Annotated in this window: 20 protein-coding genes; 19 read left to right on the top strand and 1 reads right to left on the bottom strand. The window is 48.6% G+C overall.

All coding sequences use genetic code 11. The features are described from left to right. Positions 1-435: 435 nt before the first annotated feature. From rpmH to ACHWTJ_RS01670, 8 genes are all read left to right on the top strand, one after another. A complete protein-coding gene (gene rpmH, locus ACHWTJ_RS01705; RefSeq protein ID WP_012371910.1) occupies positions 436-570 on the top strand; it encodes a 50S ribosomal protein L34 in 135 nt (44 codons plus the stop codon). 165 nt (positions 571-735) lie between these two features. Beyond that, positions 736-1,086, top strand: a complete 351-nt coding sequence (rnpA, locus tag ACHWTJ_RS01700; protein WP_023469862.1) for a ribonuclease P protein component — start codon at positions 736-738, stop codon at positions 1,084-1,086. 104 nt (positions 1,087-1,190) lie between these two features. Continuing rightward, positions 1,191-2,045: a membrane protein insertase YidC gene (yidC, locus tag ACHWTJ_RS01695; RefSeq protein WP_294740153.1), complete on the top strand. Its 855-nt coding sequence runs from the start codon at positions 1,191-1,193 to the stop codon at positions 2,043-2,045. 147 nt (positions 2,046-2,192) lie between these two features. Beyond that, positions 2,193-3,575: a tRNA uridine-5-carboxymethylaminomethyl(34) synthesis GTPase MnmE gene (gene mnmE, locus ACHWTJ_RS01690; RefSeq protein WP_285801421.1), complete on the top strand. Its 1,383-nt coding sequence runs from the start codon at positions 2,193-2,195 to the stop codon at positions 3,573-3,575. Positions 3,576-3,618: 43 nt separating this feature from the next. Then, entirely contained in the window at positions 3,619-5,508 is a 1,890-nt protein-coding gene (gene mnmG, locus ACHWTJ_RS01685; protein ID WP_214856532.1) for a tRNA uridine-5-carboxymethylaminomethyl(34) synthesis enzyme MnmG, read from the top strand. Between the two features lie 5 nt (positions 5,509-5,513). After that, positions 5,514-6,230 (top strand): 16S rRNA (guanine(527)-N(7))-methyltransferase RsmG, encoded by a 717-nt coding sequence (rsmG, locus tag ACHWTJ_RS01680; RefSeq protein ID WP_394679002.1) that lies wholly within the window; start codon positions 5,514-5,516, stop codon positions 6,228-6,230. Positions 6,231-6,278: 48 nt separating this feature from the next. Further along, entirely contained in the window at positions 6,279-7,121 is an 843-nt protein-coding gene (noc, locus tag ACHWTJ_RS01675) for a nucleoid occlusion protein (RefSeq protein WP_294748869.1), read from the top strand. 38 nt (positions 7,122-7,159) lie between these two features. Continuing rightward, positions 7,160-7,924 (top strand): ParB/RepB/Spo0J family partition protein, encoded by a 765-nt coding sequence (locus ACHWTJ_RS01670; RefSeq protein ID WP_294740149.1) that lies wholly within the window; start codon positions 7,160-7,162, stop codon positions 7,922-7,924. Positions 7,925-7,960: 36 nt separating this feature from the next. Here the strand turns inward: ACHWTJ_RS01670 and yyaC are convergent, their stop codons facing one another. After that, complete coding sequence (yyaC, locus tag ACHWTJ_RS01665; protein ID WP_294748872.1) at positions 7,961-8,578, bottom strand: spore protease YyaC; 618 nt, start codon at positions 8,576-8,578, stop codon at positions 7,961-7,963. Between the two features lie 182 nt (positions 8,579-8,760). Here yyaC and ACHWTJ_RS01660 point away from each other — a divergent pair, with 182 nt between their 5' ends. The 11 genes from ACHWTJ_RS01660 to yycF all read left to right on the top strand — a co-directional run bounded on the left by ACHWTJ_RS01660 (position 8,761) and on the right by yycF (position 18,773). After that, a complete protein-coding gene (locus tag ACHWTJ_RS01660) occupies positions 8,761-9,690 on the top strand; it encodes a mechanosensitive ion channel family protein (RefSeq protein WP_294740148.1) in 930 nt (309 codons plus the stop codon). After that, the gene (locus ACHWTJ_RS01655; RefSeq protein WP_023469853.1) at positions 9,662-9,850 is read left to right on the top strand and encodes a DUF951 domain-containing protein; all 189 of its coding nucleotides are present in this window, start codon (positions 9,662-9,664) and stop codon (positions 9,848-9,850) included. The genes ACHWTJ_RS01660 and ACHWTJ_RS01655 overlap by 29 nt, the downstream gene beginning before the upstream one ends. Before the next feature lie 228 nt (positions 9,851-10,078). Then, complete coding sequence (gene ychF / locus ACHWTJ_RS01650; protein WP_294740147.1) at positions 10,079-11,179, top strand: redox-regulated ATPase YchF; 1,101 nt, start codon at positions 10,079-10,081, stop codon at positions 11,177-11,179. A 120-nt stretch (positions 11,180-11,299) separates the two neighbouring features. Further along, positions 11,300-11,587: a 30S ribosomal protein S6 gene (rpsF, locus tag ACHWTJ_RS01645; RefSeq protein ID WP_058704734.1), complete on the top strand. Its 288-nt coding sequence runs from the start codon at positions 11,300-11,302 to the stop codon at positions 11,585-11,587. A 23-nt stretch (positions 11,588-11,610) separates the two neighbouring features. Then, positions 11,611-12,129, top strand: a complete 519-nt coding sequence (gene ssb, locus ACHWTJ_RS01640; RefSeq protein WP_023469850.1) for a single-stranded DNA-binding protein — start codon at positions 11,611-11,613, stop codon at positions 12,127-12,129. Positions 12,130-12,173: 44 nt separating this feature from the next. Continuing rightward, on the top strand, positions 12,174-12,404 hold the full coding sequence (gene rpsR, locus ACHWTJ_RS01635) for a 30S ribosomal protein S18 (protein ID WP_023469849.1): 231 nt from the start codon (positions 12,174-12,176) through the stop codon (positions 12,402-12,404). A gap of 134 nt (positions 12,405-12,538) precedes the next feature. Further along, positions 12,539-14,524 carry a DHH family phosphoesterase gene (locus ACHWTJ_RS01630; protein WP_294740146.1) on the top strand — a complete coding sequence of 662 codons (1,986 nt, stop codon included), beginning with the start codon at positions 12,539-12,541 and terminating at the stop codon, positions 14,522-14,524. Further along, positions 14,521-14,964 carry a 50S ribosomal protein L9 gene (gene rplI / locus ACHWTJ_RS01625; protein WP_023469847.1) on the top strand — a complete coding sequence of 148 codons (444 nt, stop codon included), beginning with the start codon at positions 14,521-14,523 and terminating at the stop codon, positions 14,962-14,964. Before ACHWTJ_RS01630 ends, rplI begins: the two co-directional genes overlap by 4 nt. A gap of 19 nt (positions 14,965-14,983) precedes the next feature. Next, on the top strand, positions 14,984-16,336 hold the full coding sequence (gene dnaB / locus ACHWTJ_RS01620; RefSeq protein ID WP_023469846.1) for a replicative DNA helicase: 1,353 nt from the start codon (positions 14,984-14,986) through the stop codon (positions 16,334-16,336). A 211-nt stretch (positions 16,337-16,547) separates the two neighbouring features. Continuing rightward, on the top strand, positions 16,548-17,840 hold the full coding sequence (locus ACHWTJ_RS01615) for an adenylosuccinate synthase (protein WP_029343020.1): 1,293 nt from the start codon (positions 16,548-16,550) through the stop codon (positions 17,838-17,840). Positions 17,841-18,065: 225 nt separating this feature from the next. Next, complete coding sequence (yycF, locus tag ACHWTJ_RS01610; protein ID WP_023469844.1) at positions 18,066-18,773, top strand: response regulator YycF; 708 nt, start codon at positions 18,066-18,068, stop codon at positions 18,771-18,773. Positions 18,774-18,775: the final 2 nt, after the last annotated feature.

Raw genomic sequence — 18,775 nt, 5'->3', positions numbered from 1 at the left:
ATAGTGTGGATAAATTGTGGATAAGAGGTGGATAACTTTTCAAAAGAGGAAGCGTTAAAAAAGAGTTATTCACAAAATACAAAAGAAGTGTAAAAAGGGAATCCAAAATCGAGGATTGACGTCGATTTTAAAAAATACTATCGTAGACAAAGTGAAGAGTTATCCACGGAAAGTGTGGATAATGTGGATAAGTCTGTGGATAGGTGGATAAGTCTATCAATCTGTTCTTTATGATCCAGTCGCATCCTATCGTGTAATAGAGTTTGCATGCTGAAATCCTATCGCCTGTTCTTAAGAAACACTTCTTTAAGCAAGGCGAGAAATCTTCCGAACTTTCATTGACAATGCCACAATCAGTTTATATAATGTACAAGACTGCCTTAAAGTAGAAAATAACAATTGGTTATAAAGATCTTTTAAAGGAGGTGCAGACGAATGAAACCAACTTTCAACCCAAACAACCGTAAGCGTAAAAAAGTTCACGGATTCCGTGCGCGTATGGCTACGAAGAGTGGCCGCCGTATCTTGGCTGCTCGCCGTCTTAAGGGCCGCAAAGCCTTGACTGTCTAATGCATTGATGCATCCATCACTTCGGGCATGTTCCGAGGTGATTTTTTTTATGTTTTTTCGTGTGTTCGTGCTTTTGTCACATGCGCCCTATCGCACCGCATGTTTATTCTATGATATGATGAGAGACGACGAATTTTCGTAGTGTCAGGATGGAGTGTGAATAAGGTGAAGAAGGAATACCGCGTCAAGAAAGACAAGGAGTTCCAAGCGGTGTTTACTAAAGGAGCCTCTGTCGCAAATCGACAATTTGTCGTGTATGCCTTGAAAAAGGAGCAACAGACTCACTTTCGGGTTGGTTTATCCGTCAGCAAGAAAATCGGGAATGCCGTCGTCCGGAATCAGGTGAAACGGTATCTTCGGGAAGCATGCCAGCAGCATGAGGCCTCGATTGCCCCGAATTATGATTTGGTGATCATCGCGCGCAATCCGGCCGCTAAGATGACCGCGCAAGAAGTGGCTGACAGTCTCCGTCACGTTCTCAAACGTTCCGGTGTCTGGATGCGATCAAAAAAATGAATCGTAGCAATGCATCCTGTTGATTTGTACGGCGCTCCCTTTCCTTGCCTTACTATAGAAGAAGATGGCGTTCGACAAAGCGTAAACAATTTCTAGGAGGAATTATGAACAAGAGAACTAAGATTTGGTTAACTCTCGGGCTCATGTCTGTGCTCGCGATCGTGTTATCGGGTTGTGCACCGACGAACTATGGCGCACACGAAGAGATCACAGCAAATACTGATGGTTTTTGGAAACATTACTTTGTTTGGCCGATGGCGTGGTTGATTCGCGAGATTTCGCATCTCGTCGGAAATGATTTCGGGATCGGAATCATCATCACGACACTTCTCGTTCGTCTTGTCATCCTTCCGCTGATGATCAAACAAACGAAGAGTATGGGCGGAATGCAAGTCATTCAGCCTGAAATGGTGAAACTTCGTGAGAAATACAGCTCAAAAGATCAAGAGACGCAACAGAAATTGCAACAGGAAATGATGAAGCTCTACCAAGAGCATAACGTCAACCCGCTTGCTGGCTGTTTACCAATCTTGATCCAAATGCCGATCTTGATTGCGTTCTATAACGCCATCATTTATACACCGGCTATTTTCCAACACACATTCCTTTGGTTCAACCTCGGAAAACCGGATCCATTCTTCATCTTGCCGATCATGTCTGCGGTACTAACGTATCTGCAGCAAAAGATCTCGATGGCAGGTCAAGAAGACAATCCGCAAATGAAAATCATGCTCTATGTCTTCCCGATCATGATCTTCATCATGGGGGTCACACTTCCATCTGCCCTTTCTCTTTACTGGGTCGTCGGTTACATTTTCTCGATCATCGTCACGGTCGTCATCATGAAACCAATGCGTGAAAAGATTAAGTTGCAGACCGAAGCAACACTTGCGGCAAAACGCGATAAGGAAGCGGTGCAAGCAGCACCGGCTCCTAAGAAATCGAAAAAGAAACGCTAATATGCGAAGAGCGACGCTTTGTTTTGACAGAGTGTCGCTCTTTTTCTTTTGCGTCATTTCGTGTATAGTTGTTTCGTTATACCTATTGCAACGATTAAGGATTAAATACTCATAAAAAGACAGAAGAAAAACGAGGTGGAAGAACGGATGATGGAATTTGATACGATTGCCGCGATTTCGACGCCGATGGGAGAAGGGGCGATTGCGATTGTGCGCTTATCGGGTCCTGACGCAGTCGCTGTAGCTGATCGCGTCTATAAAGGAACCAACCGCTTGACGGAAGTACCAACCCATACGATTCATTACGGGAAATTGGTCGATCACGAGGCGGACCGTGTCGTCGATGAAGTAATGGTGAGTGTCATGCGCGCACCAAAGACGTTCACACGTGAAGATGTCATCGAATTGAATTGTCATGGAGGAGTCGTCGCGGTCAATCGTGTCCTCGAACTCATCCTCGCCCAACCGGAAGTCCGGTTAGCGGAACCTGGTGAATTTACAAAACGCGCGTTCTTGAACGGACGGATCGATTTGTCACAAGCGGAAGCCGTCATGGATTTGATCCGCGCGAAGACGGATCGAGCGATGCATGTCGCCGTCAGTCAAATTGAAGGACGTCTCTCAAAACTCGTCCAAGACTTACGTCAACAACTGTTGCAGACAATTGCTGCGATCGAAGTCAATATCGATTACCCGGAATATGATGCAGAAGAGATGACGCAACAAATCGTCGAACGTGACGCGGGTGCTGTCCGCGCGATTCTAGCAGAGTTATTAACAACGGCACGCCAAGGAAAAATTCTCCGTGAAGGGTTATCCACAGCGATCATCGGTCGTCCGAACGTCGGTAAATCGTCTTTGCTCAACACATTGGTGCAAGAAGCGAAGGCTATCGTCACGGATATCGCGGGAACGACACGCGATACAATCGAGGAATACGTCAATGTTCGTGGTGTACCGCTAAAGTTGATTGATACGGCAGGGATTCGGGAGACGGAAGATATCGTCGAACGGATGGGTGTCGAAAAATCACGCCAGGCTTTAAAGACGGCCGATTTGATCTTACTCGTCTTAAACGGAAACGATGTTTTGACGGATGAGGATGTCTTGTTGTTTGAAGCGATTAAAGGGATGAACGCGATCATCATCGTCAATAAGAGTGACTTGGCGCAACAGATTGATTTAGCACGTGTTACGGAGCTTGCTGATGGTCGACCAATCGTCACGACATCCTTGCTTGAAGAAGCAGGCGTCAACGATCTTGAAGCAGCGATTGCCAGTCTGTTCTTTGAACAGGGTGTCGAAAGTCAAGATATGACATACGTCTCGAATGCACGTCACATCCAGCTTATCAAACGAGCGAGTCAAATGATTGAAGATGCTCTCGGTGCAGCAGAAGCAGCGATGCCGATCGACATGGTACAGATCGATTTACGACGAGCATGGGATACGCTTGGCGAAATCAATGGAGATACAGCACAAGATAGTTTATTGGATCAGTTGTTTTCGCAGTTCTGTCTTGGGAAATAATCCAAGACGCCTGCGTGTGAAATAAGAAGGAGGAACCAGTACTATGGCTTATCAAGCAGGTGAATTCGACGTCATCGTCGTCGGAGCCGGACATGCCGGCATCGAAGCCTCTCTTGCTGCGGCACGAATGGGTTCGAAAACGGTTATGTTGACAATGAATCCCGATATGGTCGGATTCATGTATTGCAACCCGTCGATCGGTGGTCCTGCAAAAGGGATCGTCGTCCGGGAAATTGATGCGCTCGGTGGTGAAATGGCACGCGCGATCGATGCAACGTATATTCAAATGAAAATGTTAAATACGTCAAAAGGTCCTGCTGTGCGAGCATTACGGGCACAGGCAGATAAATTCGAATACCAAAACCGGATGAAAAAAGCGCTCGAGGATGAGCCGAATTTACTCTTGCGTCAAGCACTCGTCGAACGATTGTTGATCGATGAAGACGGACGCTGCGTCGGTGTCGTCACGAATACAGGGGCGGAGTACCGGGCGAAAGCGGTCATCATCACGACAGGAACGTTCATGCGCGGAAAAATCATCATCGGTGAATTGTCGTACGAGAGTGGTCCGAACAATCAGATGCCATCGATTAATCTATCGAAACATCTTGAAGAACTCGGATTTGAGCTCGCACGTTTCAAGACAGGTACGCCACCGCGAATCGACGGGAAAACGATTGATTACTCGAAGACGGAGATTCAACCAGGTGACGAAGTAGCACTTCCATTTAGTCATGAAACGACTCAGATGATCACGGAACAGATCCCATGCTGGTTGACGTATACGACGGAGTATACGCATCAGTTGATCGATGCGAACCTGCACCGTTCCCCGATGTTCTCTGGGATGATCAAAGGGACGGGTCCACGTTATTGCCCATCGATCGAAGATAAGGTCGTCCGGTTCAACGATAAACCGCGTCACCAAATCTTCCTTGAGCCAGAAGGTCGCGATACGGAAGAAGTCTACGTTCAAGGATTATCGACAAGTTTACCAGAAGACGTTCAACACGATATTCTCCGCTCGATTCCTGGGCTTGAAAATTCAGAAATGATGCGTCCTGGTTATGCGATTGAGTACGATGCCGTTGTTCCAACACAACTATGGCCAACGCTCGAGACAAAACGTGTTCCTGGTTTATTCACAGCAGGTCAAATCAACGGAACAAGTGGTTATGAGGAAGCGGCAGGACAAGGGATCATGGCAGGGATCAATGCCGGACTACAAGTCCAAGGTAAAGAACCACTTATCTTGTCACGTTCACAAGGCTACATCGGTGTCATGATCGATGATCTCGTCACGAAAGGTACGAACGAACCGTACCGCCTCTTGACGTCACGTGCCGAGTACCGGTTATTGCTCCGTCATGATAATGCCGATCTTCGTCTATCGGAAATCGGACATGAACTCGGATTGATCTCGGAAGAACGCCAAGCGAAGTTACTCGATAAACAAGAGCAAATCCGTCTTGAGATGAAACGTCTTGAGAAGGTCGTCATCAAAGCGACACCGGACGTGAATGCACAGCTAGAAGCAATTGGTGCATCACCACTCAAGGAAGCTCTGCATGCGATCACGTTGCTGAAACGCCCGGAAATCACGTATGCGATGATCGCGCAGATGACACCACCGGAAACACCATTGTCTGCAGAAGCAGCAGAACAAGTCGAAATCCAAGTCAAATATGCTGGCTACATCGATAAACAACTCGATCAAGTCGAAAAAATGATGCGGATGGAGCAAAAACGGATTCCGGATCGTCTCGATTACGATGCGATCAGTGGATTAGCGATTGAAGCGAAACAAAAACTAAACCAAGTGCGTCCGCTCTCGATCGGACAAGCATCCCGGATCTCAGGGGTTAACCCATCTGATATCTCAATCCTGCTTGTCTATATCGAGCAAGGCCAATACGCATTGACTGCGGAGTGAACGAGATGAACCAACAGCAATTCGTAACAGCATTGGCAGCACAGGGACTTGAGGTCTCAGAACATCAGTTGTATCAATTCAAGCGGTACTATGAACTGCTCGTCGAGTGGAATGAAAAGATGAACCTGACAGCGATCACGGACGAAGAAGATGTTTATCTCAAGCACTTCTATGATTCGATCACAGCAGCGTTTTATTTCGATTTCACAACGGTCACGACGGTTTGTGATGTCGGAGCGGGCGCTGGTTTCCCAAGTTTGCCGATCAAAATCATGTTCCCGCATCTCCAAGTGACGATCGTCGATTCACTCAATAAACGAATCGGCTTCCTCAATCATTTGGCGACGGAACTCGGCCTCGAAGGTGTCGCGTTCCATCACGGACGCGCCGAAGAGTTCGGTAAAAATAAACAGTTCCGCGAACGGTTCGACGTCGTGACAGCACGCGCTGTCGCCCGGATGTCCGTTCTCGCGGAATATTGCCTACCGCTTGCGAAAGTCGGGGGACAATTCGTTGCCTTGAAGGCAGCGAAAGTCAGTGAAGAGCTCGAGGATGGTGCGATTGCCTTAAAAGTACTCGGTGGGAATTTACGGGAAAGTTTCCAGTTCCAATTGCCAGGCGAGGAAAGTGAGCGTAATATCGTTATTGTAGATAAAAAACGAACAACACCCGGGAAATATCCGCGTAAAGCGGGTACGCCTGCGAAAGATCCATTAAGCTAAACACCGTTTCACGTGAAACGATGACTGATAAAGGTGAGGTGCGCCAACGTGAGAAATGCATTTGCCAAGCTGCTCGGTAAGGGAGGACAACCTGCTACGATCGAGCTTGATCCACAAGAGACGGTTCAGGAATTACCATTGACAGAACTTGTCGCGAACCAGTTCCAACCACGGACTGTGTTTGACGGGGACCGAATTGAAGAACTAGCAGTTACGATCAAAGAGCATGGGTTACTCCAGCCGATCGTCGTTCGAAAACAAGGAACAGGATATGAGATCATTGCCGGAGAACGACGATACCGAGCAGTGCGCTCACTTGGCTGGAAAACGATTCCTGCCATCGTCAAAGAGATGACGGACGAGACAACTGCGTCCCTGGCATTGATTGAAAATCTGCAACGCGAAGATTTGACACCAATCGAAGAAGCAGAAGCCTATGAGCGCTTGCTTGCGTTACAAGACATCACGCAAGAAGTGTTAGCGCGTAAGCTCGGACGTAGTCAATCAACGATTGCCAACAAATTGCGTTTGCTCCGATTGCCAACGGATGTCCGGGAAGCATTGAAGCAACGGACGATCACCGAACGTCATGCCCGTGCGTTATTACCGCTCAAGGATGAAGCGTTACAAGTAACGGTACTCGCTGAAATCCTAGAACGGGAATGGAACGTCAAGGAGACGGAGCGCCGGGTGGAGCGATTGATGACACCACAGCCACCGAAGAAAAAACGTCATAAGAGCTTTGCACGGGATACACGGATCGCGTTGAACACTTTACGGGATTCCGTCGATATGATCGAGCAGACTGGATTGACGATCGAAAAAGAAGAAGTCGATTGCGAAGAATATGTAGAGGTGCGGATTCGCATCGTGAAGGCACGTCCGGAATAAGCGGTCGTGCCTTCCGCTACGTTTAGGAGAGAAAGCACGTGAATGAATTACCTGTTCGGGCGATTCGCCCGAATCCGACTCAACCTCGGAAACGATTCAATGAAAAAGCATTAGAAGAGTTAGCCCAATCGCTCGTTCGGCACGGCATGATCCAACCGATCGTCGTTCGACCACGTGATGGCTACTATGAAATCATCGCCGGCGAACGGCGCTATCAAGCGGCGAGTCGCGCAGGATTCGAACGTGTACCGGTCCTTGTGATTGAAGCGGACGAGACACGCGTCATGGAACTCGCCTTGATTGAAAACATTCAACGAGCAGACTTATCCGCTATTGAAGAAGCAATGGCGTATGCGGAGATGATCGAGGAATTCGGCATCACGCAAGCAGAGCTTGCGCAGCGTGTTGGGAAAAGTCGTTCGCACATCACGAACAGCCTTCGACTGTTACAGTTGCCATTGCTCGTTCAACAGGCAGTCATGGACGAACGGTTATCGATGGGGCACGCCCGCGCGCTCCTATCGCTGAAACATCCAAAGAAGATCGAACAGATGGCGGAACGGGTCATGGCGGAGAACTGGAACGTCCGTCGGTTAGAGCAGGCGCTTCGGGAGCGAAAGGAATCCGTCCGTCCGCAGCAAGCGACTGCCGTTCAATTCGTCGAAGAATCGCTGCGCGAAAAGTACGGGGCGACGGTTCGAATCAAACAAGGGAAACAAGCAGGGAAACTCGAGATCGATTTTACAGACGAAGACGATCTCAACCGGTTGCTCGATTTGTTATTACCTGAATCAGATCAATAAAAAGAAGCGATCCGGCAACGGTTCGCTTCTTTTTGCTTACATCGAACGTGGCGTGAAGGAAATCGTCGTCCGTGTGGATTCAGCAGAGAGTTTCGCATCAAGTAAGTGGAAGCTGTTTGCGACGAGTTCCGCTAGTTCATAAACGAGGTGTAATCGTGTGTTCTGGAGAATCATCATCTCCATGAAGCCACTGACGTTAACGACAGCCTTAATGTTGAAGTCACCGACCGCAGGCAATTCCTTTTGGACGCCAGCACCGGGTGCGAGTGGTCCTTCCGAAAAGAAGACATGCCCAACACTTGAAAGCCGACCAAGACATGCATCGATTGCGATGACGAGTGGACGGTAATGTGTCGTTTGGATTGAGTGAATCGTTTCCGCGAGATTCAGTGCATGGACGGGTTTAGCGAGTGTACCGTAGACGTGGAGATGAGCAGGTGTTTGTTTTTCAAGGAATGTTCCGACAAGTGGACCGAGTGAGTCGCCTGTCGAACGATCAGAACCAATGCAGACGAGTACGATCGGACGTTTTTCTTGGACGGCGGAGATTTGTTCGAATAATTGTTCGGCTAAGCGTTCTTTCGCGAACGGTTCCGTATATTCTAAAAAGAAAGAATAGGGCTTGGGCTCGTGCGAATGAAAGCGGAAATTCATCGAAATCATCCTTTCTTCTCTTGGTGTCGGTGTCGTGGTGGGTTGGCAAGAGTGAAGGGTTCTTAGATGATTTTCCTTTCCCGGTTTTTCCAGAAATCTAACGTCAAAATCGGCTCTTTGGTTGAAACTCGATTAAAATCACGTATACTGTCGTAATAGAGAGAACAAGAAAGGATGAGAGAATGGCTACCAATCAAGATGTACAAGAATCCGTCGCCCAAGTCGATAAACTGATCAATCAAGTAATGGATGCGGATATGTGGATTCGTTTTGGGATGAAACTACTGATTGCGCTCATCATCATCGCGGCGTTCTATGTGTTAACGCGCGTTTTGACTGGGGCAGTCTCACGTCTCTTTACGATCAGGAAAATCAATGAACAGGACTATCTAGCACAACGTCAGAACGAGACACTGTTGAAGCTACTGCAAAATGCGATTCGCTACGTACTCGGAATCGTCATGTTGTTGACGGTGCTCAGTCAGTTCGGTATCAACATCACCGGTCTCGTCGCCAGTGCCGGAATCGCCGGTCTTGCGATTTCGTTCGGTGCGAAGAACTTGGTGCAAGATATCATTACCGGAGCGTTCATCATCTTCGAACGCCAGTTTAAAGTCGGAGATTATGTACGCGTCGGTGTAATCGAAGGCGTCGTAACGGAACTTGGGATTCGGACGACAAAACTCAAAGGACTCAACGGGGAGATTCACATCATCCCGAACGGTCAAATTTTGCAAGTCACGAACTATTCGGTCGACAACAGCTTTGCACTCGTCGACGTCCAAGTCTCTTATGACGAAGATCTTGAGCGGGTCGAACAAGTCTTGTATGAGATTGCGGACCGGACGACGAAGAAGTATGTCGATATGTTCGTCGAACCGATTCAGATGCTCGGCGTCCAGTCGCTTGGTCCTTCAGAAGTCGTCTATCGTTTGATGGCAGAAGTGCCACCAATGCAACATTTCCAAGCTGGTCGTCTGATTCGCAAAGAATTGAAGCAAGGACTCGAAGAAGAAAACATCAAGATCCCGTATCCACGGATGGTCATGATGAATCCAGAACAAAAGAATGGTGGACAGACGGATGATTCCAAAAACGTATCAACTCCATGATTATGTTGAGATGAAGAAGCAGCATCCATGCGGAACGAACCGATGGCAGATCATCCGGGTCGGCATGGATATCCGAATCAAATGTCAAGGTTGCGGAGCGAGCATCTTGATGCCACGTCGTGATTTTGATAAACGATTGAAAAAAGTCTTACCAGAGTGACGAAAAGCGGATCTGATCCTCGTGATCGGACCCGCTTTTTCGTTGTCTTTCATAAGCGAAGTGGTTGTGTTCGATTAGAGCATGATTAAAAAAGACGGTCGAGCTCCTTGCTTAAAAAAATTGAACTATCTATAATTGTGAAAGATGTGCTGACGTGGTGTAATCATTCTACCCACTGCGGCCGCTAGCACGGATTTCCTAGGAAATACCGAAAAGGAGGAATTCCAAGTGGGATTAACAGCAGGAATCGTTGGCTTACCAAACGTAGGAAAATCAACACTTTTTAACGCCATCACACAAGCAGGTGTCGAGGCAGCGAACTACCCGTTCGCAACGATCGATCCGAACGTCGGTGTCGTTGAAGTACCAGATGCACGTCTTCGGAAATTGACAGAACTCGTCAACCCGAAAAAGACGATCCCGACAGCATTCGAATTCACGGACATCGCCGGTATCGTAAAAGGTGCGTCTAAAGGGGAAGGACTCGGAAATAAATTCCTCGCGAACATTCGTGAAGTAGATGCGATCTGTCAGGTCGTTCGTTGTTTCATTGACGAAAACATCACACACGTTTCAGGAAAAGTCTCACCGATCGATGATATCGAGACGATCAACCTCGAATTGATCCTCGCTGACCTCGAGCAGGTCGAAAAACGGATCCAGCGTGTCCAAAAACAAGTGAAGTCACGCGATAAAAACGCAGCGGCTGAACTCGAAGCACTTGAAATCGTGTTGGCATTGCTCGAAGACGAGAAACCGGCACGTCTCGCTGAATTGAACGAAGATCAAGCAGCCATCGTCAAACACTTCCAATTGTTGACGATGAAACCGATGCTTTACGTCGCGAACGTCGGTGAAGATGAAGTCGCAGATGCGGACAGCAACGAAAACGTGCGTCTTGTCCGTGAATTCGCAGCAAAAGAAGGCGCAGAAGTCATCGTCATCTGCGCACGCATCGAAGAAGAGATTGCAGAGCTTGAGCCGGAAGAGCGTCAAGAGTTCCTCGTTGATCTCGGAATCGAAGAATCAGGTCTTGATCAATTGATCCATGCGGCATACAGCACGCTTGGTCTTGCGACATACTTCACTGCAGGTGAAAAAGAAGTACGCGCTTGGACGTTCAAAAAAGGCATGAAAGCCCCACAATGTGCGGGTGTCATCCACTCGGACTTCGAACGTGGATTCATCCGTGCGGAAGTCGTTTCGTACGAAGATTTAGCAGCGGCAGGCAACATGGCGACAGTCAAGGAACAAGGACGTTACCGTTCAGAAGGTAAGGAATATGTATTCCAAGACGGCGATGTCGTCACATTCCGCTTCAACGTCTAATCGAAAACGAATCGTTATTGCATAAAGCAAAATACTTTGGTAGTATTAACGAATGTGAGTAATGAATTATTGCTCCTTGCTCGAACATTCGAGCCGCCAGTCCAAGAGGAGGTGACAGATATGCGTAAATACGAAGTACTTTACATCATCCGTCCGGAACTTGATGAGGAAGCACGCAAAGCAACAGTGGAGCGTTTCAACAAAGTCCTCACTGATAACGGTGGTACAGTTGATAAAACAACTGAAATGGGTAAACGTCGTTTCGCTTACGAAATCAATGATATGCGTGAAGGGTTCTACGTTCTTCTTAACGTGACTGCTGAACCAGCAGCTACAAAAGAACTTGACCGTCTCATGAAGATCAGTGACGATATCGTTCGCTTAATGATCACAAAAGACGAGAAATAAGCTGAAACAGGAGAGTGATTCTGATGATTAACCGCGTCGTTTTAGTCGGTCGGTTAACTCGTGACCCGGAAATGCGTTATACGCAGAGCGGGATTGCGGTAACGCGATTCACACTCGCATGTGACCGTCCTTTCACAGGGCAAGATGGGAAGCGAGAAGCTGATTTCATCGATTGCGTCGTTTGGCGCAAGCAAGCAGAGAACGTTGCTCAGTATTTGAAGAAAGGTAGTCTTGCTGGTGTAGAGGGTCGCCTCCAGATTAGCAGCTACGACGATAAAGAAGGGCAACGCCGTTACCGTGCGGAAGTCGTCGCTGATAGCGTCCGCTTCCTTGAGTCACGTAACGCGAGCCGTTCTTCGGATGGTAGCGAAGGCTACGCTTCATCTACTGGTGGAAACGGGAATGCTGCAGGATGGGGTTCACAGCAACAGCAGAACAACTCTTCCTCGCCAGCACCCGCTTCATCGAATTCGGGCTTCGGCGCTGATCCGTTCAGCGGCGGTAGTTCGATCGACCTTTCAGACGACGATCTCCCGTTCTAAGGAAATCGTCCTGAAAAATCCAAGTTAAAAAGGAGGTTAATCACATGGCACGTCGTCCAGGTGGAAAACGTCGTCGTAAAGTATGTTACTTCACGTCGAACCACATCACTCATATCGATTATAAAGACGTAGAACTTCTCAAACGTTTCATTTCGGAACGCGGTAAGATTCTTCCACGTCGTGTGACTGGTACTTCAGCGAAATACCAACGTCCACTTACAATCGCAATCAAACGCGCACGTCAAATGGCTTTAATCCCATACGTGGCTGACTGATTTCGTAGCACCATCCTCATGCGTGAGGATGGTGCTTTTTTTCGCTTCTCTTTCATCCCCTCCTGCTTTTCGGTTATAATAAACAAGTTACTAAAAATTTTAATGAACCCTATAGAGCATATAAGGAGGACACGATGGAGTCAGGTCAACAAGTATCACCGGAACGTGAACGACGCATCGTTCGCTTCATTCCGTATCTATTAATCGTCGGTCTGCTTCTCGTCGTCGCTGTACGCGAACCGATCATCTCTGCCATCGGAGCCGTCGTGACTGCCCTCCTCTTCGGATTGCACCTATTCGAAGAACGTCGTGCGCGCAGGGCATGGGAGACGTACGTCGCTGGAATCTCGATGCAAGTCGAGGAGACGGGACAAGATGCGTTGACGAACATGCCAATCGGGATTTTGTTATACGATGAGGAAACACTCGTCACCTGGTTCAATGATCCGATGAGGGACATCTTTGATGATGTAGCAATGGGACAGACGCTCAATGAGCTCGATCCCTTATTCATCGAGATGGTCGCGACGAACGAGGACCAAGCGACGCTTGAAATCGGCGACGCCGTGTACCGTGTCTTTTCGAACCATGAGAACCGGACCTTTTACCTGTTCGATATGACGGAAGAGGCACAAGTCGAACAACAACTTGTCGACAATCAGACGGTCATCGGTGTCATCTATCTCGACAACTACGATGAGATGACACAAGGTATCGAGGATCAGTTACGCAGTGAACTAAACAGTCGTGTCACCCAACTGTTGAATCACTGGGCAGCCGAACACGGGACGTATATCAAACGGACTGCGTCCGATCGCTATTTCATCGTCACGACAGAAGAGAATCTACGGATCCTTGAACGATCGAAGTTCACGATTCTCGATACCGTTCGCGAAGAGACGAGTCAACGCGGCGTCCAGTTGACGTTATCGATTGGAATTGGTTGTGGGAGTGATCCGATTCCGACGCTTGGTCTTATGGCGCAGTCGAGTCTTGACCTTGCGCTGGGACGAGGAGGCGACCAAGTCGTTATCAAACGGGACGGAAAAGTCCGCTTTTATGGTGGGAAGACGAATCCAACGGAAAAACGGACGCGCGTCCGGGCCCGGGTCATTGCCAACTCGCTTCGTGATTTGATGCAGGAATCAAGTCGCGTCCTGATCATGGGTCATCGTAATCCAGACATGGACTCGCTCGGATCATCGATCGGTATTTTGAAACTTGCGGAAATGAACGATAAGGAAGCGCATATCGTCTTACCGCCGGAAGAAATCGGACGCGGGATTCGCCGAATGATGGATGAGATCGCTGAAGTGCCACAACTCGAGACGCGATTCGTCAATGCGTTTCAAGCCGATCAATTGATTGACGATCAGACGTTACTCGTCGTCGTCGATACACACAAACCGTCACTTGTCGTCGTACCGGCATTACTCGACCGATTCGAGCATATGGTCGTGATTGATCATCACCGTCGGGGGGAAGATTTTATCGAAGATGCGGTTCTCGTATATCTTGAGCCGTATGCTTCTTCGACGTCAGAGCTCGTCACCGAGCTGATTGAGTATCAACCGACGAATCAGAAACTGGCGATGCTTGAAGCGACGGCGTTACTCGCTGGAATCATCGTCGATACGAAAGGCTTTGCCCTGCGGACCGGTTCTCGGACGTTTGATGCTGCCTCCTATTTACGCTCACAAGGAGCTGACACGGTGCTCGTACAAGAGTTCCTTAGTCAGGATCTTGAGACGTACGTCGAGCAGTCGCATATCCTTGAGCGATCCGAAGTCTACACGGAAGGCATGGCGATTGCGACAGCGGAACCTGGCGTCATTCACGATCAAGTCTTAATCGCGCAAGCAGCCGATCAATTGTTGTCGCTCCAGGGTATTCGTGCCGCCTTTGTCATCGCGGAACTCCAAGACGGACGGACGGCGATCAGTGCCCGTTCGCTTGGGGAGGTCAACGTCCAGTTGATCATGGAGACGCTTGGCGGTGGTGGTCACTTGACCAATGCGGCGACACAGATGTCAGAATCGGTCATCACGGTCGCCGATGCGTTGCGTAAAGCGATCGATCAATATCTAGAAGATGAGACAAAAGGAGAGGAATCAGAATGAAGGTTATTTTCTTACAAGATGTAAAAGGACAAGGTAAAGCAGGAGACGTCAAAGACGTGGCCGATGCTTATGCCAATAACGTACTCTTCAAGAAAAAGTTGGCGCGTCCTGCGACGACTGGCAACTTGAAGCAACATGAAGCACACGAACGTAAAGCAGCGGAAGAAGCGAAACAGAACTTGCTTGACGCGCAAGCGTTGAAAGAAAAAATCGAAAAAGAGACGATCGTCGTTTCGACAAAAGCTGGTGAAGGCGGTCGTGTCTTCGGTTCGGTCACAAGCAAACAGATCGCGGAAGCACTCAAGAGCATGGGTTACAAGATCGATAAACGCAAAATCGAGCTCGAGCACCCGATCAAGGCACTCGGCTTTACGAAAGTTCCATTGAAGTTACACAACGAAGTGACAGCGACGCTGAACGTTCAGGTCAAAGAGGCGTGAGTAGAAAAGGGGACCGGTGATGAGTGAAGTCATGCAAAATATGCCTCCCCAAAGTATCGAGGCAGAACAAGCCGTCCTAGGGGCGATCATGATTGATGCGGATCGTTTGATCAGTGCATCAGAACGTCTGTTACCACAGGACTTTTATCGTGCCTCTCACCAACGGATTTTCGAAGCGATGCTCGTGTTGTCCGACCGAGGCGAAGCAATCGACCTCGTCACGGTGACAGCCGAGCTCAGTACGCTTGGCATCCTAGATGAGATCGGTGGTCTACCGTATCTAGCGGAACTGGCGGAAGGGGTACCAACCGCAGCCAACATCAATTACTACGTCAACGTCGTTGACCAGAAGTCGACGCTCCGGCGTCTCATTCGGACGGCAGGCGAGATCGTCACTGACGGGTACGAACGGCAAAATGAGGTCGATGTCCTGCTGAACGAGGCAGAACGGAAGATTCTCGAAGTATCACAAGGAAAAGGGAGCGCGAGCTTCATTCCGATCTCGGACGTCTTGACGAGTGCCTATGCGACGATTGATAAATTGCATAAGCAAAGCGGTGAGACGACGGGGATTCCGACCGGTTTCCAGGATCTCGATAAGATGACGGCGGGCTTCCAGCGTAACGATCTAATCATCGTTGCAGCACGTCCATCGGTCGGGAAGACGGCGTTCGCCTTGAACATCTCGCAAAACGTCGCGACACGCGCTGACGAGAACGTCGCCATCTTTAGTCTTGAGATGGGTGCCGAACAGCTCGTCATGCGGATGCTCTGTGCCGAAGGAAACGTCGACGCCCAGCGACTCCGGACCGGTCAACTTGAAGAAGAGGACTGGGGCAAGTTATCGCTTGCGATGAGTAATCTGTCTCAAGCTGGTATCTACATCGACGATACACCGGGTATTCGAGTCAACGATATCCGGGCGAAATGCCGTCGTTTGAAGCAGGAGCATGGTCTTGGAATGATCATGATCGATTACTTGCAGCTGATTCAAGGGAACGGTCGCTCAAGCGACAACCGTCAACAAGAGGTTTCGGAAATTTCCCGTTCCTTGAAATCACTCGCGCGGGAACTCGAAGTTCCGGTCATCGCCTTATCGCAGCTCTCCCGTGGAGTTGAGAGTCGTCAAGATAAGCGACCGATGATGTCAGATATCCGGGAATCAGGAGCGATCGAGCAAGATGCCGATATCGTCGCCTTCTTGTATCGTGACGATTACTACAATAAAGAAACGGAAGATGCGAATACGATTGAGATCATCATCGCGAAACAGCGGAATGGTCCAACCGGAACGGTCAAACTCGCTTTCCGAAAAGAATTCAACAAGTTCGTGGATCTCGAGCCAAGTAACTCGTACGCGCCACCAGCTTAATCCAAGCTACGCTTTGTCTTCGATTGATCGGAGACAAAACGTAGCTTTTTTTATTTTTACCTAAAGATTCTCAGTTTATTCATCAAAAACGATAATTAAACGAACGAAAGAGAATTGTAACAATTAATTGTTCGGTATTTGGTTGACTTCTTTTTTTTATCGCGTTACACTTAGTCGTGGTTTTGAATCGTACGTGGAGGTGGATGATAAGATGTCATCAGTAGTAGTAGTCGGAACACAGTGGGGCGACGAAGGAAAAGGGAAAATTACCGATTTTCTTTCGAAACAAGCCGACGTCGTAGCACGTTATCAAGGTGGAGACAATGCAGGACATACGATCGTATTCAATAACGAGACGTACAAATTGCACTTGATCCCATCAGGTATTTTTTACTCGGATAAGAAATGTGTCATCGGGAACGGTCTCGTCGTCAACCCGAAATCACTCGTCAAGGAATTGAAGTATCTGCACGATCGTGGTGTTTCAACGGATAACTTGTTAATTTCGAATCGGGCGCATGTCATCTTGCCGTATCATCAGTTGCAGGATCAGTTAGAAGAAGAAGCGAAAGGCGACGCTAAAGTCGGAACGACGCTAAAAGGAATCGGACCGTGCTACATGGATAAAGCCGCACGAATCGGTATCCGGATGGCAGACTTACTCGACAAAGAAACGTTCGCTGAGAAGTTGAAGATCGTTCTCGACCAAAAGAACCGGATGTTCACGAAGATGTATGACGCTGAACCAATCGCGTTCGATGATATCTTCGAAGAGTACTACGCGTATGGACAAGAATTCGCGAAATACGTCTGCGATACATCCGTCGTCGTTAACGATAGCCTTGATCACGGCGAAAAAGTATTATTCGAAGGCGCACAAGGTGTCTTACTTGACCTTGATCATGGAACGTACCCGTTCGTTACATCGTCGAACGCATCAGCTGGCGGTGTCGCATCAGGTGTCGGTGTTGGTCCAGCCCGGATCGATCACGTCGTTGGTGTTTGTAAAGCGTACACGTCACGTGTTGGTGACGGTCCGTTCCCAACGGAATTGTTCGATGATATTGGCCATCAGATCCGTGAAGTCGGTCGTGAATACGGGACGACAACAGGACGTCCGCGTCGTGTTGGTTGGTTCGACTCTGTCGTCGTACGCCACTCGCGTCGTACAAGTGGGTTGACAGATCTTTCACTCAACTCGATCGACGTTCTGACAGGACTCGATACGTTGAAGATCTGTACATCGTACGAATTCAACGGTAAACAGATCGATGAGTATCCAGCAAGCTTCCGTGATCTCGAAGCGTGTGTTCCAGTTTACGAAGAATTGCCAGGCTGGAAAGAGGACATCACAGGTGTCCGTCGCTTTGAAGATCTACCGTTGAACGCACAGAACTACGTTAAGCGGATTGCGGATCTAACGGGTATCTCGCTCGTCACGTTCTCGGTCGGACCAGGTCGTGAACAGACTGTCGTCTTGCGTGATCTCTACGAAGAAGCATAAGTCTCAACAGCCTCTTGCCTCCTGCAAGAGGCTGTTTTTTGTGCGAAATGGTTCACAAACGGAAGCAAAAACAGGTATACTGAATACAGTGTTTCACGTGGAACCTCTCCCGTGAGACGACGAACAGTAGAGCGAGTGGCGCCGGGAGTTTCCGTCGCCACCTTTCTATATGCCGAAAAAACAGGTAAAATAGATTGAATAGAAATTTTTAAGGGGGCACACCCAGTGACGGAACGTAAAATTCTAGTCGTCGATGACGAGTTACCGATTGCAGATATACTCAAGTTTAAATTAGAAAAAGAAGGCTACCAGGTCGCGATCGCAAACGACGGCGTGGAGGCATTAGAAAAATTCGAGGAATTCAAACCGGATTTGATGTTACTCGACATCATGCTTCCGCTAATGGACGGGATGGAAGTCTGCCGGGAAGTCCGGAAGACATCGAAGATTCCAATCATAATGTTGACAGCGAAGGATTCCGAGATTGATACGGTACTTGGTCTTGAGCTTGGCGCGAACGATTACGTGACGAAGCCATTTAGCTCGCGCGAGTTACTTGCCCGCGTGAAAGTCCACTTACGCAACACGAGTCCGGAAGCTACACCACAACCGGTTGGACCAGGTCCACTCAAAGTCGGAGAACTGTATATCGATACGAATTCGCATACGGTGACACGTAAGGATCAAAAGATCGAGCTGACGCAACGTGAGTTCGAATTGTTGCACTACCTCGCGAAAAACATCGGTCAAGTCATGACACGTGAGCATTTGTTGCAAACCGTCTGGGGCTATGACTACTTCGGTGACGTCCGGACAGTCGACGTGACAGTACGTCGTCTCCGTGAGAAAGTCGAAGACAACCCAAGTACGCCGGTCTATATCATGACGCGTCGTGGGGTCGGCTACTATCTCCAAGACGGGGAGAATGAATAACG

Origin of the sequence: uncultured Exiguobacterium sp. (assembly GCF_964277885.1) — a bacterium.
Lineage (GTDB): Bacteria > Bacillota > Bacilli > Exiguobacteriales > Exiguobacteriaceae > Exiguobacterium_A.
Note: the sequence above shows the minus strand (reverse complement) of the source record. Positions and strands in the feature narration are given on the sequence as shown.